The 24,432-nt window shown below is 36.2% G+C and carries 33 protein-coding genes and 1 riboswitch; of the genes, 28 read left to right on the forward strand and 5 right to left on the reverse strand.

Going from position 1 to position 24,432, the window contains the following annotated elements:
* The first annotated feature begins 7 nt into the window (after positions 1-7).
* The 12 genes from STRMA_RS00610 (at position 8) to yidD (ending at position 8,288) form a co-directional block, all read left to right on the forward strand.
* Positions 8-700, forward strand: coding sequence for a Bax inhibitor-1/YccA family protein (locus tag STRMA_RS00610; protein ID WP_003082198.1), 693 nt, complete (start codon positions 8-10; stop codon positions 698-700).
* 229 nt (positions 701-929) lie between these two features.
* Positions 930-2,180, forward strand: coding sequence for a diaminopimelate decarboxylase (locus STRMA_RS00615; protein ID WP_003081460.1), 1,251 nt, complete (start codon positions 930-932; stop codon positions 2,178-2,180).
* 105 nt (positions 2,181-2,285) lie between these two features.
* The gene (locus STRMA_RS00620) at positions 2,286-2,534 is read left to right on the forward strand and encodes a YneF family protein (RefSeq protein WP_003079388.1); all 249 of its coding nucleotides are present in this window, start codon (positions 2,286-2,288) and stop codon (positions 2,532-2,534) included.
* A 52-nt stretch (positions 2,535-2,586) separates the two neighbouring features.
* On the forward strand, positions 2,587-3,381 hold the full coding sequence (gene racE / locus STRMA_RS00625; RefSeq protein WP_003081225.1) for a glutamate racemase: 795 nt from the start codon (positions 2,587-2,589) through the stop codon (positions 3,379-3,381).
* The gene (locus tag STRMA_RS00630; protein WP_003079068.1) at positions 3,378-4,364 is read left to right on the forward strand and encodes a nucleoside-triphosphate diphosphatase; all 987 of its coding nucleotides are present in this window, start codon (positions 3,378-3,380) and stop codon (positions 4,362-4,364) included. The genes racE and STRMA_RS00630 overlap by 4 nt, the downstream gene beginning before the upstream one ends.
* Entirely contained in the window at positions 4,340-4,858 is a 519-nt protein-coding gene (locus tag STRMA_RS00635; protein ID WP_003081411.1) for a metallophosphoesterase, read from the forward strand. Before STRMA_RS00630 ends, STRMA_RS00635 begins: the two co-directional genes overlap by 25 nt.
* Positions 4,855-5,316: a cyclic-di-AMP-binding protein CbpB gene (cbpB, locus tag STRMA_RS00640; protein ID WP_003080906.1), complete on the forward strand. Its 462-nt coding sequence runs from the start codon at positions 4,855-4,857 to the stop codon at positions 5,314-5,316. The genes STRMA_RS00635 and cbpB overlap by 4 nt, the downstream gene beginning before the upstream one ends.
* Positions 5,313-6,050: a site-specific tyrosine recombinase XerD gene (gene xerD, locus STRMA_RS00645; protein WP_003079079.1), complete on the forward strand. Its 738-nt coding sequence runs from the start codon at positions 5,313-5,315 to the stop codon at positions 6,048-6,050. Before cbpB ends, xerD begins: the two co-directional genes overlap by 4 nt.
* Positions 6,050-6,754, forward strand: a complete 705-nt coding sequence (locus STRMA_RS00650; RefSeq protein ID WP_003080161.1) for a segregation/condensation protein A — start codon at positions 6,050-6,052, stop codon at positions 6,752-6,754. The genes xerD and STRMA_RS00650 overlap by 1 nt, the downstream gene beginning before the upstream one ends.
* On the forward strand, positions 6,751-7,329 hold the full coding sequence (scpB, locus tag STRMA_RS00655) for an SMC-Scp complex subunit ScpB (protein ID WP_003078904.1): 579 nt from the start codon (positions 6,751-6,753) through the stop codon (positions 7,327-7,329). Before STRMA_RS00650 ends, scpB begins: the two co-directional genes overlap by 4 nt.
* A complete protein-coding gene (locus tag STRMA_RS00660) occupies positions 7,319-8,059 on the forward strand; it encodes a pseudouridine synthase (protein WP_003079734.1) in 741 nt (246 codons plus the stop codon). Before scpB ends, STRMA_RS00660 begins: the two co-directional genes overlap by 11 nt.
* Positions 8,040-8,288 (forward strand): membrane protein insertion efficiency factor YidD, encoded by a 249-nt coding sequence (gene yidD / locus STRMA_RS00665; RefSeq protein ID WP_040841423.1) that lies wholly within the window; start codon positions 8,040-8,042, stop codon positions 8,286-8,288. The genes STRMA_RS00660 and yidD overlap by 20 nt, the downstream gene beginning before the upstream one ends.
* A gap of 146 nt (positions 8,289-8,434) precedes the next feature.
* Here yidD and STRMA_RS00670 read toward each other — a convergent pair whose 3' ends face one another.
* Together STRMA_RS00670 and trkA are read right to left on the reverse strand one after the other, a co-directional pair.
* A complete protein-coding gene (locus STRMA_RS00670) occupies positions 8,435-9,874 on the reverse strand; it encodes a TrkH family potassium uptake protein (protein ID WP_003081168.1) in 1,440 nt (479 codons plus the stop codon).
* Positions 9,875-9,877: 3 nt separating this feature from the next.
* The gene (gene trkA, locus STRMA_RS00675) at positions 9,878-11,233 is read right to left on the reverse strand and encodes a Trk system potassium transporter TrkA (RefSeq protein WP_003079297.1); all 1,356 of its coding nucleotides are present in this window, start codon (positions 11,231-11,233) and stop codon (positions 9,878-9,880) included.
* Between the two features lie 546 nt (positions 11,234-11,779).
* Between trkA and STRMA_RS00680 the strand changes: the two genes are divergently transcribed.
* Positions 11,780-12,328: a tRNA (cytidine(34)-2'-O)-methyltransferase gene (locus tag STRMA_RS00680; RefSeq protein ID WP_003080583.1), complete on the forward strand. Its 549-nt coding sequence runs from the start codon at positions 11,780-11,782 to the stop codon at positions 12,326-12,328.
* Positions 12,329-12,410: 82 nt separating this feature from the next.
* Here the strand turns inward: STRMA_RS00680 and STRMA_RS00685 are convergent, their stop codons facing one another.
* From STRMA_RS00685 to STRMA_RS00695, 3 genes are read right to left on the reverse strand one after another with little or no spacing between them, the layout of a single operon-like run.
* Positions 12,411-13,241 (reverse strand): DUF4097 family beta strand repeat-containing protein, encoded by an 831-nt coding sequence (locus STRMA_RS00685; protein ID WP_003078565.1) that lies wholly within the window; start codon positions 13,239-13,241, stop codon positions 12,411-12,413.
* On the reverse strand, positions 13,238-13,813 hold the full coding sequence (locus tag STRMA_RS00690) for a DUF1700 domain-containing protein (protein ID WP_003078543.1): 576 nt from the start codon (positions 13,811-13,813) through the stop codon (positions 13,238-13,240). The genes STRMA_RS00685 and STRMA_RS00690 overlap by 4 nt, the downstream gene beginning before the upstream one ends.
* Complete coding sequence (locus STRMA_RS00695; protein WP_003080394.1) at positions 13,800-14,126, reverse strand: PadR family transcriptional regulator; 327 nt, start codon at positions 14,124-14,126, stop codon at positions 13,800-13,802. The genes STRMA_RS00690 and STRMA_RS00695 overlap by 14 nt, the downstream gene beginning before the upstream one ends.
* Before the next feature lie 122 nt (positions 14,127-14,248).
* A riboswitch (FMN riboswitch) is annotated at positions 14,249-14,461 on the forward strand.
* Between the two features lie 76 nt (positions 14,462-14,537).
* Here STRMA_RS00695 and STRMA_RS00700 point away from each other — a divergent pair.
* The 15 genes from STRMA_RS00700 (at position 14,538) to STRMA_RS00765 (ending at position 24,252) form a co-directional block, all read left to right on the forward strand.
* Complete coding sequence (locus STRMA_RS00700; RefSeq protein WP_003080159.1) at positions 14,538-15,110, forward strand: ECF transporter S component; 573 nt, start codon at positions 14,538-14,540, stop codon at positions 15,108-15,110.
* Positions 15,100-15,750: a phosphatase PAP2 family protein gene (locus tag STRMA_RS00705; protein ID WP_003082395.1), complete on the forward strand. Its 651-nt coding sequence runs from the start codon at positions 15,100-15,102 to the stop codon at positions 15,748-15,750. Before STRMA_RS00700 ends, STRMA_RS00705 begins: the two co-directional genes overlap by 11 nt.
* A 270-nt stretch (positions 15,751-16,020) precedes the next feature.
* A complete protein-coding gene (locus STRMA_RS00715) occupies positions 16,021-17,499 on the forward strand; it encodes a T7SS effector LXG polymorphic toxin (protein ID WP_003080601.1) in 1,479 nt (492 codons plus the stop codon).
* Positions 17,496-18,044, forward strand: coding sequence for a hypothetical protein (locus tag STRMA_RS00720; protein WP_003078932.1), 549 nt, complete (start codon positions 17,496-17,498; stop codon positions 18,042-18,044). Before STRMA_RS00715 ends, STRMA_RS00720 begins: the two co-directional genes overlap by 4 nt.
* A gap of 91 nt (positions 18,045-18,135) precedes the next feature.
* Positions 18,136-18,702, forward strand: coding sequence for a hypothetical protein (locus STRMA_RS00725; RefSeq protein WP_003078808.1), 567 nt, complete (start codon positions 18,136-18,138; stop codon positions 18,700-18,702).
* A gap of 46 nt (positions 18,703-18,748) precedes the next feature.
* Entirely contained in the window at positions 18,749-18,877 is a 129-nt protein-coding gene (locus STRMA_RS09615) for a DUF4176 domain-containing protein (protein WP_003081119.1), read from the forward strand.
* Between the two features lie 9 nt (positions 18,878-18,886).
* The gene (locus STRMA_RS00730; RefSeq protein WP_003079216.1) at positions 18,887-19,066 is read left to right on the forward strand and encodes a hypothetical protein; all 180 of its coding nucleotides are present in this window, start codon (positions 18,887-18,889) and stop codon (positions 19,064-19,066) included.
* The gene (locus STRMA_RS09620) at positions 19,063-19,269 is read left to right on the forward strand and encodes a hypothetical protein (protein WP_142743716.1); all 207 of its coding nucleotides are present in this window, start codon (positions 19,063-19,065) and stop codon (positions 19,267-19,269) included. The genes STRMA_RS00730 and STRMA_RS09620 overlap by 4 nt, the downstream gene beginning before the upstream one ends.
* A gap of 621 nt (positions 19,270-19,890) precedes the next feature.
* Positions 19,891-20,205: a DUF4176 domain-containing protein gene (locus STRMA_RS00740; RefSeq protein ID WP_003079483.1), complete on the forward strand. Its 315-nt coding sequence runs from the start codon at positions 19,891-19,893 to the stop codon at positions 20,203-20,205.
* A gap of 62 nt (positions 20,206-20,267) precedes the next feature.
* The gene (locus STRMA_RS09985; protein ID WP_268741099.1) at positions 20,268-20,399 is read left to right on the forward strand and encodes a hypothetical protein; all 132 of its coding nucleotides are present in this window, start codon (positions 20,268-20,270) and stop codon (positions 20,397-20,399) included.
* 56 nt (positions 20,400-20,455) lie between these two features.
* On the forward strand, positions 20,456-21,352 hold the full coding sequence (locus STRMA_RS00745; RefSeq protein WP_003079884.1) for a hypothetical protein: 897 nt from the start codon (positions 20,456-20,458) through the stop codon (positions 21,350-21,352).
* Positions 21,353-21,648: 296 nt separating this feature from the next.
* Positions 21,649-22,011, forward strand: a complete 363-nt coding sequence (locus tag STRMA_RS00750; RefSeq protein ID WP_003081921.1) for a CidA/LrgA family protein — start codon at positions 21,649-21,651, stop codon at positions 22,009-22,011.
* The gene (locus STRMA_RS00755) at positions 22,008-22,703 is read left to right on the forward strand and encodes an LrgB family protein (RefSeq protein ID WP_003080486.1); all 696 of its coding nucleotides are present in this window, start codon (positions 22,008-22,010) and stop codon (positions 22,701-22,703) included. The genes STRMA_RS00750 and STRMA_RS00755 overlap by 4 nt, the downstream gene beginning before the upstream one ends.
* Before the next feature lie 71 nt (positions 22,704-22,774).
* Positions 22,775-23,701 carry a TIGR01212 family radical SAM protein gene (locus STRMA_RS00760; RefSeq protein ID WP_003078719.1) on the forward strand — a complete coding sequence of 309 codons (927 nt, stop codon included), beginning with the start codon at positions 22,775-22,777 and terminating at the stop codon, positions 23,699-23,701.
* Positions 23,701-24,252, forward strand: a complete 552-nt coding sequence (locus STRMA_RS00765; protein WP_003079949.1) for a tRNA (mnm(5)s(2)U34)-methyltransferase — start codon at positions 23,701-23,703, stop codon at positions 24,250-24,252. Before STRMA_RS00760 ends, STRMA_RS00765 begins: the two co-directional genes overlap by 1 nt.
* Positions 24,253-24,432 lie beyond the last annotated feature (180 nt).

Raw genomic sequence — 24,432 nt, forward strand, 5'->3', positions numbered from 1 at the left:
GAAGAAAATGGATAACAATTCGATTTATACACAGCGTAGTGACAGCAGGATTAGCAGTTTTTTTGCTAAAATTTATGGTTTAGTAGGAATTGGTGTTGCTTTATCAGCATTAGTTTCTTATCTCATGCTCTATGCTTTTTGGGAAAATACAGTAGCACTTATCTCTAATTCCCCTTGGATTTATTACCTTGCTATATTTGGAGAATTAGGGTTAGTTATTGCAGCAAGCAGCGCTGCGCGTAGAAATAGTACGGCAGCACTACCTTTATTTTTAGTCTATTCAGCTTTAAATGGCTTTACCCTAAGCTTTATTATTGCCCGTTATACGCAGACAACCGTTTTACAGGCTTTTATTTCATCGGCTCTTGTTTTCTTTGTGATGGCTTTAGTCGGTGTGACTGTAAAAAAAGATCTATCGGGTATGGCAAAAGCTTTAATAGCAGCTGTTGTTGGAATTATTATTGCCAGTGTGGTTAATTTATTTATCGGCAGCGGTGGTCTGAGTTATATTATCAGTATTGTGACCGTTTTGATTTTTTCAGGTCTTGTCGCTTATGATAATCAATTGATCAAGCGTGTGTATGACTATAATGGCGGTCATGTTGAAGATGGCTGGGCGGTGTCAATGGCTCTGAATCTCTATCTTGATTTTATTAATATCTTTATTAGTTTGCTTCGTATTTTTGGCAATAATGACTAGAAAGTACGAAAAAAATCAAAACTATAATTGCTTTTTAATCCATTATGTTTATAAGAAAAGTGAGAAGACAAAGCCTGTTTTTGGACAAGAAGAGCTTTCTTCTCATTTTTTATTATAATCTTTTGACTGAAAAAGTATCATAACAGAAGGAAGTATTGGGAAATAGAGTCCTACTCGATTTTTATGGCTTATGGTATAATAAGGAAACAATAATTTTTTGGAGATAACTATGAAGACACCTTTTATTTCGAGAGATGAATTAAACAAAATAACCGCTAAATTTCCAACTCCTTTTCACCTTTATGACGAAAAGGGAATACGTGAAACTGCCCGTGCTGTTAATAAAGCTTTTTCTTGGAATCCAGGTTTTAAGGAATTTTTTGCCGTAAAAGCGACTCCTAATCCTACTATCCTTAATATTTTAAAAGAGGAAGGCTGCGGAGTAGATTGTGCCACCGATATTGAATTGCAGATGAGTAAAAAGGTTGGTTTTGATAGTTCAGCTATTAGCTTTACTTCAAACGATACCTATCCTTCAGAGTTTATCTATGCGCGTGATATCAATGCTCTTATTAATCTAGATGCTTATGAGGATATTGCTTTTCTTGAAAAGACTGCTGGGCTTCCTGATAAAGTATCTTTGCGGTTTAACCCAGGAGGTGTTTTTTCGCTGGGAACAGATATTATGGATCATCCTGAAGAGTCTAAATTTGGAATGACAAAAGACCAGCTGTTTCAAGGATATAGAGAACTAAAAGAAAAAGGCGTAACTTCCTTTGGTTTGCACGCTTTTCTGGCTTCAAATACTGTTACTAATGATTATTATCCTACTTTAGCTGCCCAGCTGTTTGAATTGGCAGTTGAAATCAAACAAGAACTAGATATAACACTTGATTTTATTAATTTATCAGGAGGTATTGGTGTTGATTATACACCGGCTGATCAGCAAAATGATATTGCTGCTATTGGTCAAGGCGTTCAGCAAAAGTTTAACGATATCCTTGTACCAAATGGCTTAGGACATATTAGTATTTATACAGAACTTGGCCGGTATATGCTAGCTTCACACGGCCATTTAATTACAAAAGTAATTCATTTAAAAGATACCTATCGTCATTATGTGGGAGTTGATGCCTGTGCTGTTAATTTACTTCGTCCGGCTATGTATGATGCTTATCACCACATTACAAACATCAGCAATCCTGATGGGGCAATAGAAACTGTTGATGTCGTTGGTTCTCTTTGTGAAAACAATGATAAGTTTGCTAAAAACCGACAGCTCCCACAAGCACGTATTGGTGATATTTTAGTTATTCATGATACCGGTGCCCATGGTTTTTCAATGGGATACAATTATAATGGCCGCTTACGCTCAGCTGAGATTCTCTGGCAAGAAGATGCTAAGGCCAAAATGATTCGCCGTGCTGAAACAGCAGAAGATTACTTTGCAACACTTTATGGCTTTGATTTTGAACCGTAAATTCTTGGAATCCTTTTTAGTCTTGATAGAACTTGCAGCAGTTTTATTTGTGCAAGGATTTTAAATTTGATATAATAGTGGTGTAAAGAATTTAGGAGAAGCAAAATGAACACATTTTTTTGGATTATATTAGTTATTATTGCCTTACTCGTGGGGCTTGTTGGGGGTACTTTCATTGCCCGTAAACAGATGGAAAAATATTTAGAAGAAAATCCGCCGCTTAATGAAGATGTTATTCGTACAATGATGGGACAAATGGGGCAAAAGCCAAGTGAAGCAAAGGTACAGCAGGTTGTCCGTCAAATGAATAAACAGCAGCAAGCAGCCAAAGCAAAGGCTAAAAAGAAAAAATAAATCTTTTAATTAAGACTGGGATTTCCTAGTCTTATTTTAGAAAGAAGACAGTATGGATAATAGACCGATTGGTTTTTTAGACTCTGGTGTTGGAGGTTTGACGGTGGTTCGCGAACTTATGCGGCAGCTGCCGCATGAAGAAGTTGTCTATATTGGCGACTCAGCTCGTGCCCCCTATGGACCGCGTCCTGCTCAGGAAATCAAAAAATACACCTGGGAATTGGTTCGGTTTCTTCTCACTAAAGATGTCAAAATGATTGTTTTTGCCTGTAATACAGCAACTGCTGTAGCTTGGGAAGAGGTCAAGGAAAAGTTGGATATCCCCGTTTTAGGTGTTATTTTACCAGGTTCAAGTGCTGCTATCAAATCGACAGTTTCAGGAAATATTGGCGTTATAGGGACACCGATGACGATTGCCTCAAATATTTACGAGAAAAAAATTAAAGATTTATCCCCGCAAATGACAGTAAATAGTTTAGCCTGTCCTAAGTTTGTACCTATTGTTGAATCTAATGAGATCCAATCGAGTGTAGCCAAAAAGATTGTTTATGAGTCTTTGGCACCTTTAGCTGGCAAAGTGGATACGCTGGTGTTAGGCTGTACACATTACCCGCTTTTACGAAACATTATTCAAAATGTTATGGGGCCCCATGTTAAACTGATTGATAGCGGAGCAGAGTGTGTTCGGGATATTTCGGTGCTTTTAAACTATTTTGAAATTAACCGCAGCCGCAATATAGATAATAAGAAACATTGTTTTTATACAACTGCTAATATTGCTAGTTTTAAGGAAATCGCAGACAGTTGGCTGCCTGTGACTGTAAAGGTGGAGCATGTAAGGTTATGAGCGATAAAATTTATGAATATAAAGATGATCAAGATTGGTATATTGGTAAATGGACAGACTTTAATGCAGTAACGGCTATGGCTTCTATTTTAGAAGGAGACAGTGAACTCCAGTTATTAAAGGAAGAGCTGACTGCTTTGCTAGCCCAAGAGGAAAAAGGCTTTGCTATCACTGTGATTAAAAAGACTTCGGATTTTCGCTTAATCTCTTTTGCAGTAGATATGATTGCATCTGAGACCAAACGGCCTTTGAAAGTTACCCAGCATCAAGGAGCAGTTTTAGTATCTGAAAAAGATAAACTTTTACTCGTACATCTGCCTAAAGGAGGTACAGGCTTAACGAAATTTTTTGGAGATAGGAATCAATCCCTAGGGGATACCATACTTATTGCAACGCATAATGAAGGAAAAACCAAAGAATTTCGACAGCTCTTTGCCCAATTAGGTTTGAAAGTTGAAAATCTTAATCAATATCCTGATCTTCCTGAAGTCGAAGAAACTGGCCTAACTTTTGAAGAAAATGCTCGGCTGAAGGCAGAGACAATTGCAAAGCAAACAGGTAAAATAGTCCTAGCAGATGATTCTGGTCTCAAAGTTGATATTTTAGGTGGTCTTCCAGGTGTCTGGTCAGCTCGTTTTTCTGGAGCTGATGCTACAGATCAAAGTAATAACGCCAAGCTGCTTCATGAATTAGCTATGGTTTTTGATCTCAAAAAACGCTCGGCTCAATTCCACACGACACTTGTGGCTGCCAAGACAGGAAAAGAAAGTCTGGTTGTTGAGGCTGACTGGCCTGGTTATATTGCTTTAGAGCCAAGAGGAGAAAACGGATTTGGTTATGATCCCTTGTTTATTGTCGGTGAAACAGGCAAAACCTCTGCTGAGCTAACGGCTCAAGAGAAAAATGAAATTTCTCATAGAGGTCAAGCTGTTAAGAAGTTAATGGAGGCATTCCCAGCATGGCTAAATACACATTTGTCATAATGAGCGATTCTCACGGAGACCGCCACATTGTGCAGGAAATAAAAGACCGCTACCTAGGAAAGGTGGATATGATTTTTCATAATGGCGATTCAGAGCTGCCTGCTAGCGATCCTATTTGGGAGGGAATTCAGGTCGTTTGCGGTAATTGTGATTTTGGTGATTATCCTGATTATTTGGTCACTCAGCTAACTGATTTAACAGTTGCTCAAACACATGGCCATCTGCTTGGTATCAATTTTGGTTTTGAACATTTAGATTTATGGGCTCAGGAACAAGATGCTGATATTTGTACATATGGCCATTTGCATAGGCCTGCTGTTTGGAAAAATGGCAAAACACTTTTTATCAATCCTGGCAGCATCTCACAACCTCGCGGTGAAATCAATGAACGCCTTTATGCTATGGTTACAATTGATGCCAAAAAGGCAAAGATTGATTACTTAACACGAGATCATAAGATCTACCCAGCACTCTCACAGGAAGTAAGAAGATGATAGCAAAAGAATTTGAAGATTTTTTAAACCCGGTTTTGTCAAATTATCTTATACCAGAAGAAGAATTGGCCATTTTTATTGATACACATAATACTGATCATGTGCTGCTTTTGCTGCTTAATAATGGCTTTTCGCGTGTTCCTGTTATCACTAAAGATAAAAAGTATGTTGGAACAATCAGTGTGTCTGATATTGTAAAATATCAAAATGAAAAAGGTTTGACGGATGAAAAACTGGCTCAGCTGGATATTTCTTGTATAACTAATAAAAGTTTAGAAATAATGAGGCCAGATACGGACCTGACTGCTATTATGCATAAGCTGGTGGATGCTAATTTCTTGCCTGTTGTTGAAGATGATGGAACTTTTCTTGGTATCATTACCAGAAAAACTGTTTTAAAGTCTTTAAATAATTTACTCCATAATTTTACAAATGATTATATAATAACAAAAAAATGATACAATTTATTTCAGAATTTATTGCCAGTAAATCTCTAACGGCCAATTCACAAAAGTCCTATTTGTATGATTTGCAGCAATTTATGGAAATCACAGGTGAGACGATCAATCAGGAAAAGTTAACATTTTATGAACAATCTCTCTTAAAATTGAAAGTTTCAGCTAAGAAACGTAAAATTTCAGCTGTCAATCAGTTTCTTTTCTTTCTTTATGAAAAAGGTGAACTGACACACTTTTATAAAATAAAAAATAAAGAAAAACTGCAAATTCCTGCTGTCACTCATGAGAATTTAGATACCGCTCTTTTTTATCAAGCAACAACAGACAGCACTGGCCAGCTCATTGCTCTTTTGATTGTTGAATTAGGACTGTCGCCTAGTGAGCTTATCCAACTGCAATGGGAAGATTTCACATTAGATTTTCAGGTACTGACAGTTAAAAATGAAAAGACAATACGTGTTTTAGAATTACCCGATAAGCTAATGCCTTATCTTCGTCAATATCAAGCAAGAGGCTATCTTTTTAATAACAAAGGAAAAAGCTATTCAAGACAGTGGCTTTTTCGAAAACTGAGCCGTTATTTGGATTCATTGGGTTTGACAGAAATGACAGCACAAAAATTACGCGAACAATTTATTATCAAAGAGAAGAATAAGGGTGTTACAATATTTGATTTGGCCAAACATCTAGGCCTTAAAAGTCCGGTAACACTGGAAAAATATTATCGAGACTGATGGATATAAAATTAAAAGATTTTGAGGGACCTCTGGATTTACTGCTTCATTTGGTTTCCAAGTATGAAGTGGATATCTATGATGTTCCTATTGTAGAAGTTATTGAACAGTATTTATCTTACCTTGCTACTCTTCAGGCAATGAAGCTTGAGATTGCTGGAGAATACATGCTGATGGCAAGTCAGTTAATGCTGATTAAAAGCCGCAAACTCTTGCCTAAGCTTGTAGAAACCTTGGAAGAAGAGGATCCAGAGTTAGAATTATTGCAACAGATTGAAGACTATCGAACCTATAAGCTATTGGGAGAGCAGCTAAATCTCAGACATGAAGAGCGTGCTTTGTATTTTTCAAAACCTAAAATGGATTTAGTTTATGAAAATACCGCACTCAAGCATGATAAGTCAGTGTTGGACATTTTTCTTGCTTTTTCAAAAGTTATGTCTGAAAAACAAGAGGAGATCAAAAATAATCATACAACTATTGAGAGTGATGATTTTCGTATTGAAGATAAAATGATGATAATTGAGGAAGAACTGCTTCATCAAAGTAAGATGAATCTGTCAGACATATTCCAAAAAGCTCACTCTCCAAATGAAATTGTCACCATATTTTTGGCTGTTTTAGAACTTATTAAAGTCCATCGCGTTTTTGTCAAACAGGCTCATAATTTTAGTGATATTATTTTAACAAGGGAGAAAGTATGACACCTTTATCAAAAATAGAGGCCTTGCTGTTTGTAGCCGGTGAAGATGGGATAAGTCTGCGGCAGCTGGCAGATTTATTAGAGCTGCCTGCAACGGCCCTCATTCAGCAATTAGAAGAACTAGCCAAGAAATATAAAGCAGATGCTAATTGTGCTCTTTCTTTATTAGAATCTTCCAAGACTTATAAACTTGTTACTAAAAAAGATTATGCTGACTTGTTGCGGCAATATTCGAAAAGTCCTATTAATCAGAGTTTATCTCGAGCAAGTCTGGAAGTATTATCCATTATAGCTTATAAGCAGCCTATTACCAGAATAGAAGTAGATGATATCCGCAGTGTTAATTCCAGCGGTACGATTTCTAAATTGCAAGCTTTTGGACTGATCCGTGAAGCTGGGAAAAAAGAGGTCATAGGAAGGCCTCATTTATATGTGACTACAGATTATTTTTTGGATTATATGGGTATTAATAGTTTGGAAGAGTTGCCAGATGTTTCCAATATCGAACTAAAGGATGAGGAATTTACTCTTTTTGCTGATAAGACAAGAGCAAAGGATATCGAAAATGAGAATTAATAAATATATTGCACATGCTGGAGTGACAAGCCGACGTAAAGCAGAGACTTATATTAAAGAAGGCTTGGTGACTGTTAATGGCCAGGTGGTGACTAAGCTAGCTACGAATGTAAAGGCAGGTGATCTTGTAGAAATAAAGGGTCAGCCTATTTATAATGAAGAAAAGGTCTATTATCTTTTAAACAAACCTCGCGGTGTGATTTCTACAGTATCTGATGATAAAGGGCGCAAGACTGTACTTGATTTGCTTCCCAATGTTAAGGAACGCATTTATCCTGTTGGCCGTTTGGATTGGGATACAAGCGGCGTTTTGATCTTAACTAATGATGGTGATTTTACAGATCAGATGATTCATCCTCGAAATGAAATTGACAAAGTTTATTTAGCACGTGTTAAAGGACTTGCCAACAAGGAAAATTTGCGACCGTTGACGAGAGGTGTTCTTATTGATGACAAAAAAACAAAACCAGCACATTACCGTATTCTAAAAGTAGATACTGTAAAAAATCGTTCTGTAATTGAATTGACGATTCATGAAGGCCGCAACCATCAAGTCAAAAAGATGCTGGAAGCTGTCGGACTGCTGGTTGATAAGCTGTCGCGGATACGGTTTGGAACCATTGATTTAAAGGGATTAGGATCTGGAGAATCAAGGCGGCTAAGTAAAAAAGAAATTGGCCAGCTCTATAATGCTGCAGCACATAAAAAGAATGAAAAAAATAGTAATTAACTTTGTCAGATTTTATCAAAAGAGCATTTCTCCTATTTTTCCACCTTCTTGCCGTTACCAGCCAACTTGCTCCAATTATATGATTGAGGCAATTGAAAAACATGGTTTAAAGGGAGTATTGATGGGAGCTGCCCGTATCCTTCGCTGTCATCCTTTTGTTAAGGGCGGTGAAGACCCTGTTCCAGATCATTTTAGCTTGAAAAGAAATCATCAATTCAAAAATAAGTAAATCTGAAGTTATTAGACAAATTGTAACAATTTGCGAAATAAATACTTCCGGTAGCTCCAGTTAATCTTATTGCCTGTTTTACCTTAAGGGATACTATAAAAAACACCTCAAAGCGATTGTGTGAAGTTTTGAGGTGTTTTTGTTATTTATGTTTTTGACCAAGTTTTTGGTATAAAGAGCAATAGTAAAGGATAGATTTCCAAGCGACCTGCAATCATAGCAAAGGAAAGCACTAATTTTGAAAAAGGGCTAAAGATAGCAAATGTTTTATCTGTTCCTAAAATAGGGCCAATATTGTTAAAAGCAGAAGCAGCAGCGCTGACAACTACCATAAAATGATTATTGTCTAAGGTTAGAATGAAGACCAGTCCGATAAAAACTAAAATATAAATAGCTAGATATTTTAAAACACCGTGTTGAGTTTTTTTATCAAGTGGCTGATGGTTGATTTGCAGTGCTAAAACACGATTAGGGAAAAGACTTGATAGCACTTGGTTTTTGGCAATTTTTGTGATAATAAGACTTCTCATCACTTTAAAACCACCAGCAGTAGAACCTGCAGAGCCTCCAATAAACATGAGCAGCAGTAAGATAAACTGTGAAAAGAGGGGCCAGGCAGTTAGATTTGTAATACCAAAACCAGTTGTGGTGATGACAGTTGATACTTCAAAGAAGGATATTTCCAGCCCTTTAGCAGCAGAAGCAAAGAGGCCGCCAACGTTTAGCCAAATCAAAATGGTTGATACAATTACAATACCAAGATAAGTTCTCAGCTCTTCATCACCAAAGAAAGCCTTAAATTTTCGGATTAATAAAAGATAGTAGAGATTAAAGTTGACTCCAAAGGCTAGCATACCTACTGATACAAGATTAGTCAAAAGGGAACTGTGATAATGAGCCATCCCGTCATTAAAAACTGTAAATCCACCTGTACCAGCTGTTCCCATTGCAGTGACAAAACTATCGTAAAGAGGCATCCCTGCCAACCATAAAATAGCAGTAAAGATCACAAACATAGCCAAATAAATAATATAGAGAATTTGAGCCGTATCTTTTAGTTTTGAAACGATTTTGCCAAAAATAGGACCAGGAACTTCGGCTCTCATCATTTCTAAGTGGCTATTCTTATTATTTTCAATAATAGCAAGTGCAAATACTAATACCCCCATGCCGCCAATGAGATGCGTGAAACTGCGCCAAAAAAGCAAAGAATGCGAAAGAACAGAAACATCAGGCAAAATCGTGGCTCCAGTTGTTGTAAAACCTGAACTGACCTCAAAAAAAGCATCAATCATATTAGGAATTTGTCCTGCAAAAACAAAGGGCAAAGCACCAAAAAATGACCACAGTACCCAGCAAAGAGCCACAATTAAGAACCCTTCTTTAGTATAGATATGGTAATTTTTAGGCTTAAAAATAATACCGATAAAGCCTATTGCAAGAAGGATAGCTATCGTTCCCAAAATGCTAAAGACAACCGTTATACTTTCTTGGTAGATAAAAGCAACAAGAAGCGGAATCAATAAGAGAGTAGCTTCAATTAATAATAATTTAGATAAGAGATAACGTATCATACTTTTATTCATAACTTACCTCTTTAAGACATCATAAATGCGGCTGATATTTTCAAGCAGTGTGACAACAACAATTTTATCGCCTACTTTAAAAACGTCATCTCCGGTTGGAAAAATTGTTTTACCTTTTCGGATAATGGCAGCAATAAGCACATTGTCTTTGAATTTAAGACTGGCTAATGTTTTGCCTGCCATTTTATTATTTTCACGAATTTCGAATTGCAAGGTTTCAATACGGCCGTTTGCGACATGATGCATAGCATCTAGATTGGAATCTTGAGCGTTTTCACGGCCGCGAATAAAATGCATCATTGAGTCAACGGCAATATTTTTGGGTGTAATAACACTTGAAAACTGCGTTGGTTTAATAATTTCTAAAAGGCTTGTACGATTAACCTTGGTAATATTTTTTTGAACGCCAAGTGATTCTAAATACATTGAGGCAATAATATTTTCTTCATCAACTCCTGTAAGAGTAATGACGGCATCATAGTTTTCAGCACCTTCTTCTAGAAGGATATCTTTTACCGTTCCATCTCCCTGAACAACATGGATGTGAGGGAATTCTTGGCTGAAATATTCGGCCTTCTCGGCATCTCTTTCCAATACTTTAATATGAAGGTGTCTGTTAGTCGATTTGAAAATATTTAATAGATAGTAAGATATTTTTCCTGCACCGATAATCATGACATTTTTAATTGTTTTAGCCTTAACAAAGTTATGAAAAAGAAGCATGTCAATACGATTTCCAGTAACAAGGATTTTATCACCAGCCTGAATACTGGCTTCGCCATCGGGAATAATGAATTCATTGCCGCGTTCAATAGCGCAGATAACAATATTGCCGAATTTTTTACGAAATTGATTAAGGCTCATATTGCAGAGTTTATTATCATCCATAATGGTAAATTCCATCAGCATAACACGGCCATTGACAAAATGTTCGACCGACTGCGCATTAGGGAAGTCAATCATATTAGCGATATATCTTGCAGTTAAAAGCTCAGGATTAATGATAAGAGAAAATCCCAGAACATTTTTTTCTTTAAAGTAAGTATTGGAATATTCAGGATTGCGGACGCGGACAATGGTCTCTTTAGCTCCCATCTTTTTAGCCAGTACTGCAGCGACCATATTGACCTCATCCTTTTCAGTAATGGCAATAAAAATGTCACAATGTTGGACATCTGCTTGTTCTAAAATTCTGTAATTAGCGCCATTTCCAATAATCCCCATAATATCAAGACGTTTTGTAACGTAATTGAGAACTGATTCATTTTGTTCAATGAGAATGACATCATGCTGTTCGTCTACCAGCGAGCGACAAAGAGCTTTACCGACTTTGCCGCCGCCAACGACAATAATTTTCATATGCTACCTCCAAATATAATAACTATCATACCTCTTTTCAAAGGAAAATGCACGGTATTTTAATTAAAATAGTGAAGAAAATGACCGAGTCTGAGACAAAAGTCCTTGGTCTCGTTTGATTTTGCTGCTTCAGAAGATTTGAGAACTTAGGCTCAAATCTTAGGTATGGAATTCCAAAGGAGGCTGCTGCCATCCGTATCACCCAAGGAAAGTTTCAAAAGAAGACTTTATCTCCAATATGAAGCTGTCCTGTGGACTGTTTGAGGTCAGTAACTAAAAACTAGGACTTGCTGAAAAATCAAAGACTTCAAAATAACCGATTTTTATCTCACTCTAAAAAAATCCTTAAAATTTCGTTTACAGGTTCTTGACATTTCTTACGGAAATGATATACTAATAGATAAGTAGTTCATTGTTTTAAATCAAACCTGTTATGATTTAAGATAACGACCGCCATGCACCACGTTACCTGCTGAGCTGGACTCCGGGTTTCGTGGTTCTTTTTTTGCTATAAAAATGAAAGAGAAATAACAGAAAGATATTATAATGAACATTGAGATGTTAGAAGAAATGAATCAAGATGTATTGACCGGAAGGAACCATATTGTTCTTTTTGAACCGCAAATCCCAGCCAATACAGGCAATATTGCCCGAACATGTGCGGCAGCAAATGCTCCTTTGCACATTATCCGTCCTATGGGCTTTCCGATTGATGATAAAAAAATGAAGCGGGCTGGGCTTGACTATTGGGATAAGTTGACTATTCATTTTTATGATAGTTTGGATGAGTTTATGGAAAAATGTTCAGGAAAGATACATGTCATTACAAAATTTGCCAATAAAATTTATTCTGATGAAAACTATCAAGATCAAGAGGAGCATTATTTTATATTTGGCCGGGAAGATAAGGGACTTCCAGAAAATTTTATGCGTCATTATTCTGATAAGGCTTTGCGCATTCCTATGAATGACGAACATGTCCGAAGTCTTAATCTTTCTAATACTGTTTGTATGATTATTTATGAAGCTTTGCGGCAGCAAGGCTTTGCAGGCTTGGAACTTCATCACACATATGAAAAAGACAAGCTAAAGTGAATCTAAGCTAAAAGACAAGAAAGGCTTTCTCTAAAAAGGAGAGGCTTTTTTTCATCAGAGATATCGATATCATCCTATCACATTATTTCACTTTAATATTTCCTGTATCAGCCGTGATTTTGAGCTGATTTTTATTAAGACTTCCGCCTTGTAGCAGCTTGTCACTAATTTGACTTCTGCCAATATCCGACTTGGCTGAGATAAAGGTTGTTTTCGCACTTTGAGCAGATAGGGATACTTCTATATTTCCAGTATTATTATCTATGGTGACAGCGTTTGAAATGGTCATATTTTGTGCAAAAATATTTCCGGTATTTGTTATAAGGTCTATATTGGATAAATGGCTCTTTGTTGCATTAATATTTCCAGTATTTAGTTTAATTTTTCCATGTGCTAAGTGAGTGTTTGTCATAGAGAAATTTCCAGTATTTTGTTTTACTGCTATTTTTGAGATTTTTTGATCTTTTATAGTGATATTGCCCACACTGCTATGCATAGAGATATTTTTTAAGTCGGTGTTTTTAGGAACAGACAAGATTACAGTATTTGTCTTATTGTTGTTATAGAACCAATTGATCAAATCATTTAAACGGATAAGTTGGATACCAAAGTGAGATTTTTGATATAGAGATAATTGTTTTTTATTAAGACGGTGGGCAATTGTTTCTTTTTTATTTTGATAATAAGTCAGCTTAAACTGTTTACTTGTGGATTTTTTTATTTCAATATTTTTGATAGAAAGGTCTGAAGAAAAGGACTGAAGATGCTTGAATTGAATTTCTTTTTTCTGAGCATTATCGCTTTGCAGTTTTTTCAAGCCGCCTTCTGATAGGCCCAAGTAGATAAATAAAAGTCCTGATAAGATCAGCACAGATCCAATAATTGAGAACATGGAAAGTGTTTTTTTCATCATTTTTTTCCTCTCTTTATAATCCATTGGCTAAATTTAATCAATATTAATTTAATTAATCTTACGCTTAAAACAGTGATAACAGCAAGTATTAGAGATGAACCGAGTGAGAATAGGCTGCTTCCTAATGCTATAGAAAAAGAAGCAGTATTTGAAAGGGCAGCAAGAGCTTCCCAAAGTAAACTAAAAAAAGAAAGAAAAGCGATAATGCTTAAAGAAGCTGTGGTTAGAATAATAGATAAACCTACAGCAAAAATCGCAAGAATGAGCACTAATAAAGCGGCGATAAGCGGCAGCGCTATAGGAGCAGCCGAGATAGCTAAAATGGCAATCCAGATAATTTGCTTGGTATTTTTGGAGTATAGGCTCTTTTCTAAACCCTTATCTAAAAGACTGTTTAATATATTGCGAGCAGCTTCTTTAGGACTGCCTAAGTCGTCTATCACTGCAATTTCCTGTTCTGGACCGGCTTCATCAAAATATTCTCTAAAGTGCTCCATCGCTTCTTGATATTCTTCTTGGGGCAGTCTTCTTAAATATTTATCCAGTTGCTTAAGATACTCAGTTCTTGTCATGTCGAATTCTCCCTTCTATAATACCGTCAATGGTTTCCTTATAAAGTGACCATTGATGGGATAAAAAAGTCAGCTGCTCCTTGCCTGAATTTGTAATCGTATAGTACTTTCGCTGACGGCCATTATGTTCCTGACTGTAGGTTGTTAAAAAACCGGCTTTTTCTAATTTTTTTAAGATAGGATAGAGTGTTGATTCTTTGATATTTGCAGCTAATTTGATGGTTTGACTGATTTCATATCCATAAGAATCGTGACCTTTAACAATAGCTAAAATTAAATATTCTATAAGTAAGGCTGAGGTAGGATAATACATGAGTACTTCCTTTCTTTATATATAAAATTATTATATATATAAAATATAAACTTATTAAAAAGATTTGTCAACACCTAATCATAAAAAGAGCTTGTTATTCCTCTTTTTTTTTGATATGCTAGAAAAGTCTTCAGGGCAGGGTGCAATTCCCGACCGGCGGTGACTGTATTTTTTTCTTTGTTTCAGCTAAGCATATGCTGTAGCTAAGACCATGACCCAAGTGGAAATGGCGCTGATATGCTGATATATAGAAGGATCTATAGAAGTCCGCGAGCGTAAGCTGATGTAGTGCAATTCTACAACCGACAGTAAAGTCTGGATGGGAGAAGACGAAGAGTTTTTTAAGTATATTCAAACGGCTTTATACTCTTTGGAACTTCTTTCGATTTGTTAAAATTGGAGGAATTTTTTATGAAAAAAACACAGTCAATGACTATTATTGCTATTTTATCAGCACTTTCGTTTGTACTTATGATTTTTAATTTTCCGATTATTCCAGGTGTTGATTTTCTAAAACTTGATTTTAGCGTTATCCCCATATTGTTGGGTTTGCTTCTCTTGGATCTAAAGGCTGCCTATCTTATTTTACTTTTAAGATCGCTTTTGAAACTAGTTTTAGATAACGGCGGACCTGGAGGAATGATTGGTCTGCCCATGAATATGGCCGCATTAGCTGTTTTTGTATTGGCCTTTGCTGTGATATGGAAAAGCAGAAAGAGTAAATTGCAGTACATTCTGGCAAGCGTGGCGGGAACGTTTGGTCTGACCGTGTCAATGCTAATTTTGAATTATATCTATGCTGTCCCTCTCTATGCGAAATTTGCAGGATTTGATATTTCCAAAGCAATCGGTGTTGGAAAGTATCTTATCAGTATGGTTCTTCCTTTTAATATTTTGGAAGGTATCTTATTAGCACTGAGTTTTGCTCTTGTCTATGGAGCCATTTATCCTATATTAAAGTCTTATATAAAATATGAAAAATAAACAAATCTATTTTTTGAGTGCCTCTTTTGCTTTTTTATTATTTGTCATTTTGGGATATCTTGTTAAATTTTACCCTGAAAACTTAGCAGGATTGGATAAAAATATACAGACAGCTTTGCGCGGAAACTTTCCTTCATTAGCAACTCTGTTTTTTACTGGCGTCACAAAATTAGGGAATACTGCCGTTTTATTAGTCCTTTGCCTAGTGCTGACGCTATTTTTCTATCAGAAAAATTGGAAAGTAGAAGCCATTTATCTTCTGTCTGCTTTATTTCTGCTGTTACTTGCTTCCACAGCCTTAAAATATTTTTATAATAGGCAGCGTCCAGACATAAAATGGTTAGTCCAGACAACAGGACCTTCCTTTCCAAGCTGGCATGCAGCATCAACTTTACTGCTTGCACTTATACTTGCGATTATCATACAGCAACGCATGAAAAAAGGGTTTCTAAAATCTTTTTTAATCCTTTTTCTTATCTTTTTGGCCTTGTCTGTTGGCCTCTCTCGGATTTATGTTGGTGTCCATTATCCGACAGATGTTTTAGCAGGCTGGTTCTTGACGGCAGGTTTAGTCAGTCTAAGCTATCCTTTTTATGATGAATATCGCTTTAAATGGCGCTTCTATAGAAAACAAAAATAGGGGTTCATAGTTACCTGTAGTGGGGACTTATCTTAATATCGAGAGGGGACAAATTTGTCTTCTCTTTTTTGCTGTTCCCAGTGATGCAGATTTTTAGCCTTAATGTTCTTTGGCTGCTTAGTTTAGTATTGGCTAGTGTGTTTCGAATTATCTGGTATTTATTTAGGAAGTTTTGGTTACGACCAGCTAATCAACAGTTCTTTTTCAAGGATTATAGTTATGTTATAATAAAAATTAAGATTTTAATAAATAAGAAAAGGAAAATGATTTATGGTCAAAATGGTATTAGGGAGCTCTGATACCCAAGCCAGCTCAGTAGGAACGCTTGCTGATAATTATAAGGCTGGTTTTGAACAGCTGGTCAAATCCATAGACCAGCTGGCTAATGAAGACAGGCTGTCTGGTTCGGCCTACAGCAATATCAAGAACTATGGCAGCAGTGTGGTCAAACCTTTAGCCCAAGCCTTTGTCCTTCTGGCAGAGGCGGCTAAGGCCGATATCAAGAAGCTGCCGGATGAATACCGCGCCAGTGTCGGCAATGAGGATTTGGATGAAGAGACCTTAACGGCTCAGATCCATGCCTTGAACTCTACGCTTGCTACCAACCGCGCGACTAAAACGGCTATGAAACGCATTGACAGCGCTGCGGATACGCAGTCTTTCGATCAGGCGATTAGTGCTGATGAGGGGACTAAGCGGGATTTGGAAGAGAAGCTGCGCAAGCTCCGGGAGTACAATGCTAAATCTTCTGGCTTTTTCAGCGATATTGCAGGCTTAGAGAGTGCAGTCAATACGGGGCTTTCTCAGCTGCAAAGCGGGATCTCAGGTTTTAACGGTACATTCACCCTGCCCAGTAAGAAGGAGTTGGCTTGGACCAAGACGATTAAAACCCAGTGGGAAAAGCGGGAGGCTTATTTGGCAGCTGCTGCCAAGGTTAATAAGGGTGATAAACTCACTGACAAGGATGCCAAGGCGATTAAGGCTTACCAAAAGGCGCATCCCAATATCAAGCTGGATAAAACGACAAAGGCAGCGCTTGATGATCATAAGGCATCTAGGAAACTTCTGACTAAAGCAGAAGAAGCGCATAAAAAGGGGAAGATTGATGATAAAACTTACCAGTCCATCAAATCAGGTCTTGTCCAATTTGGTGCTAACTATGTCAAGGAGCTTATTAATGCAAAGATTACTGATAAAGCAGTTGAAACTTTCACAAAATCTGCAGTAGAATGGTTTACCCATAATATCAATGCGACCCAGATCGGGCATTCAGCGGCTTTAGTCGGTGGAGGAACGACGACACTGGCAAGTGATTTTAACCCTATATGGGCACAGTTCGCAAGAGGTGCTGTTAAATATGGAGTGAAATACGGTATTCCCATTGTTGGGTCTTTGGTAGATTTTGGCATGCAAAAAGCCAGTGGTGAGAATACAGGTGATGCCTTGATAAAAACAGGGGCACATGTTGGAATTGGATATGGAGCTGGTGTAGCAGGCGCTAAAGTCGGAGCAACTATCGGGATGTTTGCAGGAGGACCTGTAGGGGCAGTAGTTGGAGGAATAGCTGGAACTGTAATAGGTGCTGCAGGTAGCATGGCCTTCGATGCTGTTTATGATAATAAAGAGAAAATTGCAGATAGTCTTGTGACTACAACAAAGAAAGCCACTAAAGCGGTTGAAGATGTTGCAGATAAAGTAGGAGATGCTGTTTCAGACTTTGGTAAAACCCTAGGAGGTGTATTTGGATGACTATGAAAAAAATGCAGCATCTTGTTGTCATTGGACAGTATCAGTTAGGACAAACACTTTATCTAGACACCCAGCAACAAAAACTATTTGCCACAGATGATAAATCAGGACAGTCATCACTAAATTATTTTGTAGGTACCTTCTTGATAGTTAATGCAGTGGTGGGTTATTTAGGGCATATTATACTTTTTAATCAAATGTCCATAAAAATTGTCAGTTTATTAGTCAGTCAAACGGCAGCTTTATTATGTGCTAAGGTGATAAATATAATGATTAGGAAGAATCAATCGCTTTATGAAGTAGAACTATCAATAATAGAAACAGCAGATTTTTCTAAATGGTTTTCTAAAGTTAAGCGATTAGCTTGGGGTACATTTTTAATTGTCGTTATTGTCTATTTATTTTTTAATATTCTTTTCCTTGTTACAGGAAACTTTGTTATCCTTCTCCTAACCTTTCTTTGTTCAATTATGATATTTTTATTAAGTCAATCCCATATATTAAAAAGATTATTTTTAAAATTATCTGATTTACCATTAGAATAATGAATTATTGCTACTATTTATTATTAGATCTTGTCTCAGGTTTCGGTAAAACATTAGACAGTGTCTTTGGTTTTTGACAAAGGAGTAAAAAGTGTATTCAAATAAAAATATGGTTGGTTTAACCTCTCAAAATGGCATCAGTATCTATCTGGATCTTGTTGAGGGTGATTTAAAGAAAGATAAGATGCCTCGTAAGGTCAGCCAAGTAAAAATTTTCCTTGCGATTATACTGACACTCCCGATTATGCGGAGGAATTACTTTCAAGTCGTCTTGGCCAATACCAGTATCAGAATTAGTTTGTTTCTGATTTCTATTATTGTAGCGATTTTTTTAGGAATATTGGTTAATAAAAGAGGTTATCAAGGTTTAGAAGTTGAAACTGTGCGCTTTTCCCGAGCAGAATTTAAGGATTTTCAGGAAAGTGTGAGAAAGAACAATCAAGTCTTGCTTATATTAGGGTTTGTTTTGGTTGGACTGTTTTTCATTTGCAGTTGCCTCTATTTTGTCTATCCGCATATTTTTTCCCTATTTGTAGTGGCTTTCTCGGTGTGGTCGATTTATACATTGGCAACCAACAAAATGTTCACAGTGAAACGACATTTTGAAAAGTATTTGAACTTTGATAAAGTCTATTTAGAGGATGTGCTTGATACTTAATTCAACAGTGTTTTGCGCAAATTTTAATAGAAAATGAAAGAAAAAAATGAAGAAACTACTCCCCACTGGCAGTGTCGTTCGTTTATATAACGGTACAGTTGATTTAATGATTATTGAACACTTCCCACTTTATGAACAAGATGGAATACTTGGTTATTTTGATTATGTTGTATGATTATATCTGATGGGAGTAGCTGTTCTTGGAATTATGGTATTTGATAAAGTCTATGATAATAAAGAGAAAATTGCAGATAGTCTTGTGACTACAACAAAGAAAGCCACTAAAGCGGTTGAAGATGTTGCAGATAAAGTAGGAGATGCTGTTTCAGACTTTGGTAAAACCCTAGGAGGTGTATTTGGATGACTAATGAACGTTATTTAGGAAGAAACTTAATCCCGCTGGGAGAATATCGAAAAACACAATTTCTCTTTTATGACAGTGAGACTTCACAGTTGTATGCCATAGATGGTTATAACAATAATAATCAGTCTCTTTGGATATGGGGGGGGAATTGTGTTAGCTGTCCCTATCTTGAGGCAGTTATCAAATATCATCTTTATTCATAATAGCATTTTAAAATTATTATCAATTATTCTGGCAATTATTGTTTCTTTTATCATAAGTAAAGTTTTTCGGAAGAAATCTTTTAAAAATAAGAAAATTTATCAGGTCGATAAATCTTACTATCAAAATAGTGATTTCTATTCTTTTGCACATAGGGCTAATCAACTCGCTATAGAAGGTTTTGCTTTTGTTTGTACTGCTTCTTTAGTCTGTTTAGGGCTTTACTTATGGGGAGGAGATTTTCTGTTTTTCTTTTTCTTTTGTATGATGATCTTCTGTGTGTTTACATTTATAGAATTAAATCATTTAAAACGTGGGCAGGCTATTAAACAGTTAAAAGAGGAATCTTAAAATGCCAAAATATATTAACATGGGCTGTCTATCAACCGACCGCCTACCAAATCAGAGAACTTTTGGAAAATGGAAAATATCAAAGAATAGGTCAGCCAATCTTTATAGGGATTATGTCTAGCACAATTTTATTCCTCTCTTTTGATTACCTTATTTCTGGGAATATTAGACCACTTATTATTTTTACTAAGTGTAACGTTTCTTGTCATTTGGGATAATTCCCCTAAGAAGCGCCGCAAATTAATTCAACAATTAGAAAAGGAGTATTTTTAATGTCACAATTATTACCACTTGGAAGCGTCGTTCGCCTGCATAATGGAGAGGTTAATTTGATGATTATCAGCCGTTATGCTTTATATGAATCGGATAAGGGTGTAGGCTATTTTGATTATTCAGCTTGTTTACATCCATCAGGTGTCATAAACCAACGAACTTATTATTTTAATCAAGAAGATATTTCAAAAGTGCTTTTTGAAGGTTATATCGATCAAGCCGAAAAAAATATGCAGCAGATTTTTGAAACAGAGGCTCCTAACATTTCTTACCCACATTTTACTATTGAAGAGTTTAAAGAGATAAACGATTAAGGAATTTTTGGCTCATGAATAAAAATGATTAGAAAACTCTCTATGAACAGTTTAAAGATGTGATGGATAGTGATACTGTGAAATATCTTAGTGAAGCTTTGAAATTTATACCACAAACTATTTTTTGGGAAATCCTAACCGGAGTTGAACAGCAAGGAGTGACAGGAAAAAAAGCAGTTGACAGTATTTTTTAAACGGTCTGTCAAAATATGGAGACATTGGAAAGGCGTTAGGATTTGGGTGATAAACCATGACAAAGAAAAGATTATTTAACGCTAGTTTCGAAGGGAGTCTCAATCTTGAAGATGATACGGTCTCAAGCAAATTTATAGATAAAAATCTTCAAGAGGCACAAGAAAAGGAAAAATATAGAGGAACTTTTAAATTATACATATGGGTTGTCATCTTGACTGTCTTGTTTATATTTGGTCCTAATTGGCTTCTCTATGAGGGAAGTTACTATATCTTTCATCATGTTCAAAATAAACTCATACAACCAGCAATCTACAATTTTTTACCTAGCTGGGTATTCTTGCTATTAGGAACTATTTGGTTGTTAGTCATTTTAATTGGCAAAAGGTTTTACCAGCAGTTTATATTGATTTACAGAGGACAGTTTCACTTATTTGTAACCTACTTTTTATGGTTGCTGATTGAATGGAATTTGTTTTGTCTGACAGGCTTCTTTAGTACTCTTGGATTACTAGGCACGGTTTCTTTTTTAATTGTTAACTTTTATCTTGCTTATCTCATTTTTAGAAGTAGGTGTAAGAATCTTTTAAAAATCATGTATGATGAGGAGGAATCAAACTCAAAAGTAAATAATTTTGTCATAAAAATAGTCAATTATTTCATAATTCTTCTAGGGCTGTTTTCAGTACTCTGGCTTTGCTTAAAAACTTTTTTTATTTTTAAAGTTGAAGCTGGAAGTACATTAGGTATTCTAGGATTGATTGCTTTTTGGTTTTTCGTCAATATCATGTTTGCCATTTATGAAAGTTATTTAATCCTCCCTTTTATGTTACGTGGGTTTTATCAATTAAAATACCCAGAAGAATATCGCGAATGGGAAGGTAAAAGCTTAGAGGAATGGTATGGCAAAAAGTATCTGAAAAAGCATCCAGAACTGCTGAAAAAGGGGTTGTAGTCTAGAGGACTAGGAGCCTTTTATGGTTTGTGCAATCAATAGTCACCCATTTTGATATTATTTTTATCTTTTATTCCGAGAAAATTTGTGATAAGATTCAGCTGTTCTATATGAATCTTTCTAATGAGTTGTTTAGACATCTTTCATTAGAAGGCATATGGAACTTTTTGATATACTCAAAAAGTCCTGCATCCAAAGTAGTTTTACCAACTACAGATATTATAGTGCCAAAATAAGGAAATAAGCTATTGAAAACTTTCTGAAAAGTAGTAAACTTAACTAAAAGGAGTAGTAGTGTGAAATATTATGTTCAGTTGATGATAATTTTACTTTTTTCTTTAATAGGTGAATTATTGTCTAATAGTTTTCGTCTGCCTGTACCGGGTAGTATTATCGGACTTTTTTGTCTTTTCTTGGCTTTGCAGTTTAATTGGATTCGTTTACGTCACATTAATGATGTTGGTCAGTTTTTATTAGCAAATATGACCATTTTATTTTTACCAGCCGCGGTCGGTATTATGGATAAGTTTTCTGTGATTGCTCCTTATTTGCTGCCCATTTGCCTCATTGTTTTTGCTGCTATTATCCTTAATATAATTATTATAGCTTTAGTGGTTCACTTTATTAAAAATCATTATGAAGGAGACTATCCAGAATGAAACTTGTTTTGATGAGTCCGCTTTTTGGCCTTTGGCTGTCTATCTTTGCTTACTTAGTCGGTATATTAATTTTCAGGCGTTTCCCGCATCCTCTGACAACTCCTTTATTGTTAGCAACGATTATCATTATTGCCTTTTTAAAATTAACACATATTTCCTATCAAGATTATTATAAAGGCGGTGTTTATCTCAATACTTTAATCGTTCCTTCTACAGTAGCTTTGGGTATCCCTTTGTATCAAACCTTTCATCTAATGAGACACCATGCAAGAAGCATTCTTTTGGCTACTTCTTTAGCAGCTCTTGTTAACACAGGCTTTACAGCTATCGTTGCGAAAATTTTTGGAATGAACTTTTTCTTAGCGATCTCTTTATTTCCTAAATCGGTTACTACGGCTATGGCTGTTGGTATTGTGGATAAAATGCAAGGGATTGCAACAGTAACCCTGGTAGTTGTTGTGGCAACAGGTATTTTAACAAGCGTTATGGGACCAACATTATTGAAATTATTGAAAATTGAAGATCCTGTGGCTATTGGTTTGGCTTTGGGAGGAACAGGCCATGCTATCGGTACTGGAGTTGCCTTAAAATATGGCAGAGTTTCAGGGGCTATGGCAGGCCTGGCTATTGGGATAACAGGTTTGATGTATGTTTTTATTTCACCTATAGTTGCGGCTATTATCCTAAAATAAAAAATGAATAAATGGTGAAAGAAGCTTGAAGCTTTCTTTTGTTAATATAGAGGATATGATAAAATAGATTTATGAGGAAACGTTATAATACCTTAAATGCTTATTATCGCCATATTTTTGGTGAAAAAATTTTCAAAGTGCCGATTGATGCGGGCTTTGACTGTCCGAATCGTGATGGAACTGTAGCCCGTGGAGGCTGCACTTTTTGTACCGTTTCAGGATCTGGTGATGCTATTGTAGCACCAGAAGCGCCTATTCGGGAACAGTTTTATAAAGAAATAGATTTTATGCATCGCAAATGGCCTGAAGTTAGTAAATATTTGGTCTATTTTCAAAATTTTACAAACACTCATGATAAAGTTGACCTTATTCAAGAACGATATGAGCAGGCTATTAATGAGCCAGGTGTCATTGGGATTAATATTGGCACGCGTCCGGATTGTTTGCCTGATGAGACCATTGCTTACTTAGCTGACTTATCAAAGAGGCTGCATGTCACTGTTGAATTAGGTTTACAAACAACTTATGAAAGAACTTCTCAGCTGATTAATCGTGCGCATTCATATGAACTGTATGTTGAGACCGTTAAACGTCTGCGCCAATATCCTCAAATTGAAATTGTTTCCCATCTAATCAATGGTCTGCCAGGGGAAAATCATACTATGATGCTTGAGAATGTCCGCCGCTGTGTAACAGACAATGATATCCAAGGCATTAAACTTCACTTGCTCCATTTAATGACCAATACACGGATGCAGCGTGATTATCATGAAGGCCGCTTACGTCTCTTGAGTCAAAAAGAGTATGTTGATATCATTTGCGATCAGCTGGAAATTATTCCTAAACATATCGTCATTCACCGTATTACTGGCGATGCTCCGCGTCATATGCTGATTGGCCCTATGTGGAGCCTAAACAAATGGGAAGTACTTAATGCTATTGATGAGGAGATGGAAAGGCGCAACTCTTATCAAGGCTGCAAATTAGAGGTAGTATAATGATAAAAAGACCTATCCAGCTTTCGCATGATTTTTTAGCTGAAGTTTTAGATAAAAACAGCACAGCTGTTGATGCGACTATGGGAAATGGAAATGATACAGCTTTTTTAGCTAATTTTGCAAAGAAAGTTTATGCTTTTGATGTACAAAAACAGGCTTTGCAAAAGACAAAACAGCGTTTAGACAGTCTGAATATTACAAATGCCGAGCTTATTTTAGATGGGCATCAAAATTTAGAACAGTATATAAAGGAGCCGATCCGCGCAGCTATTTTTAATTTAGGCTATCTGCCAAATGCAGACAAATCTATTATTACAAAAGCTGATACAACGCTTTTAGCGATTACTAAAATTCTCAAACAATTAGAGGCTGGCGGGCGTGTTGCTATTATGATCTATTATGGTCATACTGGCGGTAAACAAGAAAAAGATGCCGTCTTAAATTTTGTCAGTCAGTTGGATCAAAAGCAGTACACGGCTATGCTTTATCAGCCGCTCAATCAGATGAATAAACCGCCGTTTTTAATTATGGTGGAGAAATTGCTGAATTAGATAAATCAGAAATTGGCGAAGACAAGGTAATTATGATATACTATGACTGTGATGGTTGCAATTAAAGAAGAGTCACGTAGCTGATTTAATCTTTTTTTGCCTCAAATATAACAGAAGTGATCTATTGTCTTCTAATGGGGACTCTAGATATTTTCTTTTTTATGATCTTGAAAAGCGAAG

The organism is Streptococcus macacae NCTC 11558 (assembly GCF_000187995.2).
GTDB classification, from domain to species: domain Bacteria; phylum Bacillota; class Bacilli; order Lactobacillales; family Streptococcaceae; genus Streptococcus; species Streptococcus macacae.

What these genes read in the sequence shown, in the direction of transcription:
- STRMA_RS09985 (WP_268741099.1), top strand. Translation starts at nt 20,268, where the DNA reads ATGGATAGTGATACTGTGAAATATCTTAGTGAAGCTTTGAAATTTATA.
- STRMA_RS00610 (WP_003082198.1), top strand. Translation starts at nt 8, where the DNA reads ATGGATAACAATTCGATTTATACACAGCGTAGTGACAGCAGGATTAGC.
- STRMA_RS00660 (WP_003079734.1), top strand. Translation starts at nt 7,319, where the DNA reads ATGAGAATTAATAAATATATTGCACATGCTGGAGTGACAAGCCGACGT.
- yidD (WP_040841423.1), top strand. Translation starts at nt 8,040, where the DNA reads ATGAAAAAAATAGTAATTAACTTTGTCAGATTTTATCAAAAGAGCATT.
- cbpB (WP_003080906.1), top strand. Translation starts at nt 4,855, where the DNA reads ATGATAGCAAAAGAATTTGAAGATTTTTTAAACCCGGTTTTGTCAAAT.
- STRMA_RS00685 (WP_003078565.1), bottom strand. Translation starts at nt 13,241, where the DNA reads ATGATGAAAAAAACACTTTCCATGTTCTCAATTATTGGATCTGTGCTG.
- STRMA_RS00730 (WP_003079216.1), top strand. Translation starts at nt 18,887, where the DNA reads ATGGGAGTAGCTGTTCTTGGAATTATGGTATTTGATAAAGTCTATGAT.
- STRMA_RS00745 (WP_003079884.1), top strand. Translation starts at nt 20,456, where the DNA reads ATGACAAAGAAAAGATTATTTAACGCTAGTTTCGAAGGGAGTCTCAAT.
- STRMA_RS09620 (WP_142743716.1), top strand. Translation starts at nt 19,063, where the DNA reads ATGACTAATGAACGTTATTTAGGAAGAAACTTAATCCCGCTGGGAGAA.
- STRMA_RS00615 (WP_003081460.1), top strand. Translation starts at nt 930, where the DNA reads ATGAAGACACCTTTTATTTCGAGAGATGAATTAAACAAAATAACCGCT.
- STRMA_RS00670 (WP_003081168.1), bottom strand. Translation starts at nt 9,874, where the DNA reads ATGAATAAAAGTATGATACGTTATCTCTTATCTAAATTATTATTAATT.
- STRMA_RS00690 (WP_003078543.1), bottom strand. Translation starts at nt 13,813, where the DNA reads ATGACAAGAACTGAGTATCTTAAGCAACTGGATAAATATTTAAGAAGA.
- STRMA_RS00740 (WP_003079483.1), top strand. Translation starts at nt 19,891, where the DNA reads ATGTCACAATTATTACCACTTGGAAGCGTCGTTCGCCTGCATAATGGA.
- STRMA_RS00705 (WP_003082395.1), top strand. Translation starts at nt 15,100, where the DNA reads ATGAAAAATAAACAAATCTATTTTTTGAGTGCCTCTTTTGCTTTTTTA.
- trkA (WP_003079297.1), bottom strand. Translation starts at nt 11,233, where the DNA reads ATGAAAATTATTGTCGTTGGCGGCGGCAAAGTCGGTAAAGCTCTTTGT.
- STRMA_RS00715 (WP_003080601.1), top strand. Translation starts at nt 16,021, where the DNA reads ATGGTCAAAATGGTATTAGGGAGCTCTGATACCCAAGCCAGCTCAGTA.
- STRMA_RS09615 (WP_003081119.1), top strand. Translation starts at nt 18,749, where the DNA reads ATGAAGAAACTACTCCCCACTGGCAGTGTCGTTCGTTTATATAACGGT.
- STRMA_RS00760 (WP_003078719.1), top strand. Translation starts at nt 22,775, where the DNA reads ATGAGGAAACGTTATAATACCTTAAATGCTTATTATCGCCATATTTTT.
- STRMA_RS00680 (WP_003080583.1), top strand. Translation starts at nt 11,780, where the DNA reads ATGAACATTGAGATGTTAGAAGAAATGAATCAAGATGTATTGACCGGA.
- STRMA_RS00765 (WP_003079949.1), top strand. Translation starts at nt 23,701, where the DNA reads ATGATAAAAAGACCTATCCAGCTTTCGCATGATTTTTTAGCTGAAGTT.
- STRMA_RS00650 (WP_003080161.1), top strand. Translation starts at nt 6,050, where the DNA reads ATGGATATAAAATTAAAAGATTTTGAGGGACCTCTGGATTTACTGCTT.
- STRMA_RS00620 (WP_003079388.1), top strand. Translation starts at nt 2,286, where the DNA reads ATGAACACATTTTTTTGGATTATATTAGTTATTATTGCCTTACTCGTG.
- STRMA_RS00695 (WP_003080394.1), bottom strand. Translation starts at nt 14,126, where the DNA reads ATGTATTATCCTACCTCAGCCTTACTTATAGAATATTTAATTTTAGCT.
- STRMA_RS00700 (WP_003080159.1), top strand. Translation starts at nt 14,538, where the DNA reads ATGAAAAAAACACAGTCAATGACTATTATTGCTATTTTATCAGCACTT.
- racE (WP_003081225.1), top strand. Translation starts at nt 2,587, where the DNA reads ATGGATAATAGACCGATTGGTTTTTTAGACTCTGGTGTTGGAGGTTTG.
- xerD (WP_003079079.1), top strand. Translation starts at nt 5,313, where the DNA reads ATGATACAATTTATTTCAGAATTTATTGCCAGTAAATCTCTAACGGCC.
- STRMA_RS00755 (WP_003080486.1), top strand. Translation starts at nt 22,008, where the DNA reads ATGAAACTTGTTTTGATGAGTCCGCTTTTTGGCCTTTGGCTGTCTATC.
- STRMA_RS00630 (WP_003079068.1), top strand. Translation starts at nt 3,378, where the DNA reads ATGAGCGATAAAATTTATGAATATAAAGATGATCAAGATTGGTATATT.
- scpB (WP_003078904.1), top strand. Translation starts at nt 6,751, where the DNA reads ATGACACCTTTATCAAAAATAGAGGCCTTGCTGTTTGTAGCCGGTGAA.
- STRMA_RS00720 (WP_003078932.1), top strand. Translation starts at nt 17,496, where the DNA reads ATGACTATGAAAAAAATGCAGCATCTTGTTGTCATTGGACAGTATCAG.
- STRMA_RS00635 (WP_003081411.1), top strand. Translation starts at nt 4,340, where the DNA reads ATGGCTAAATACACATTTGTCATAATGAGCGATTCTCACGGAGACCGC.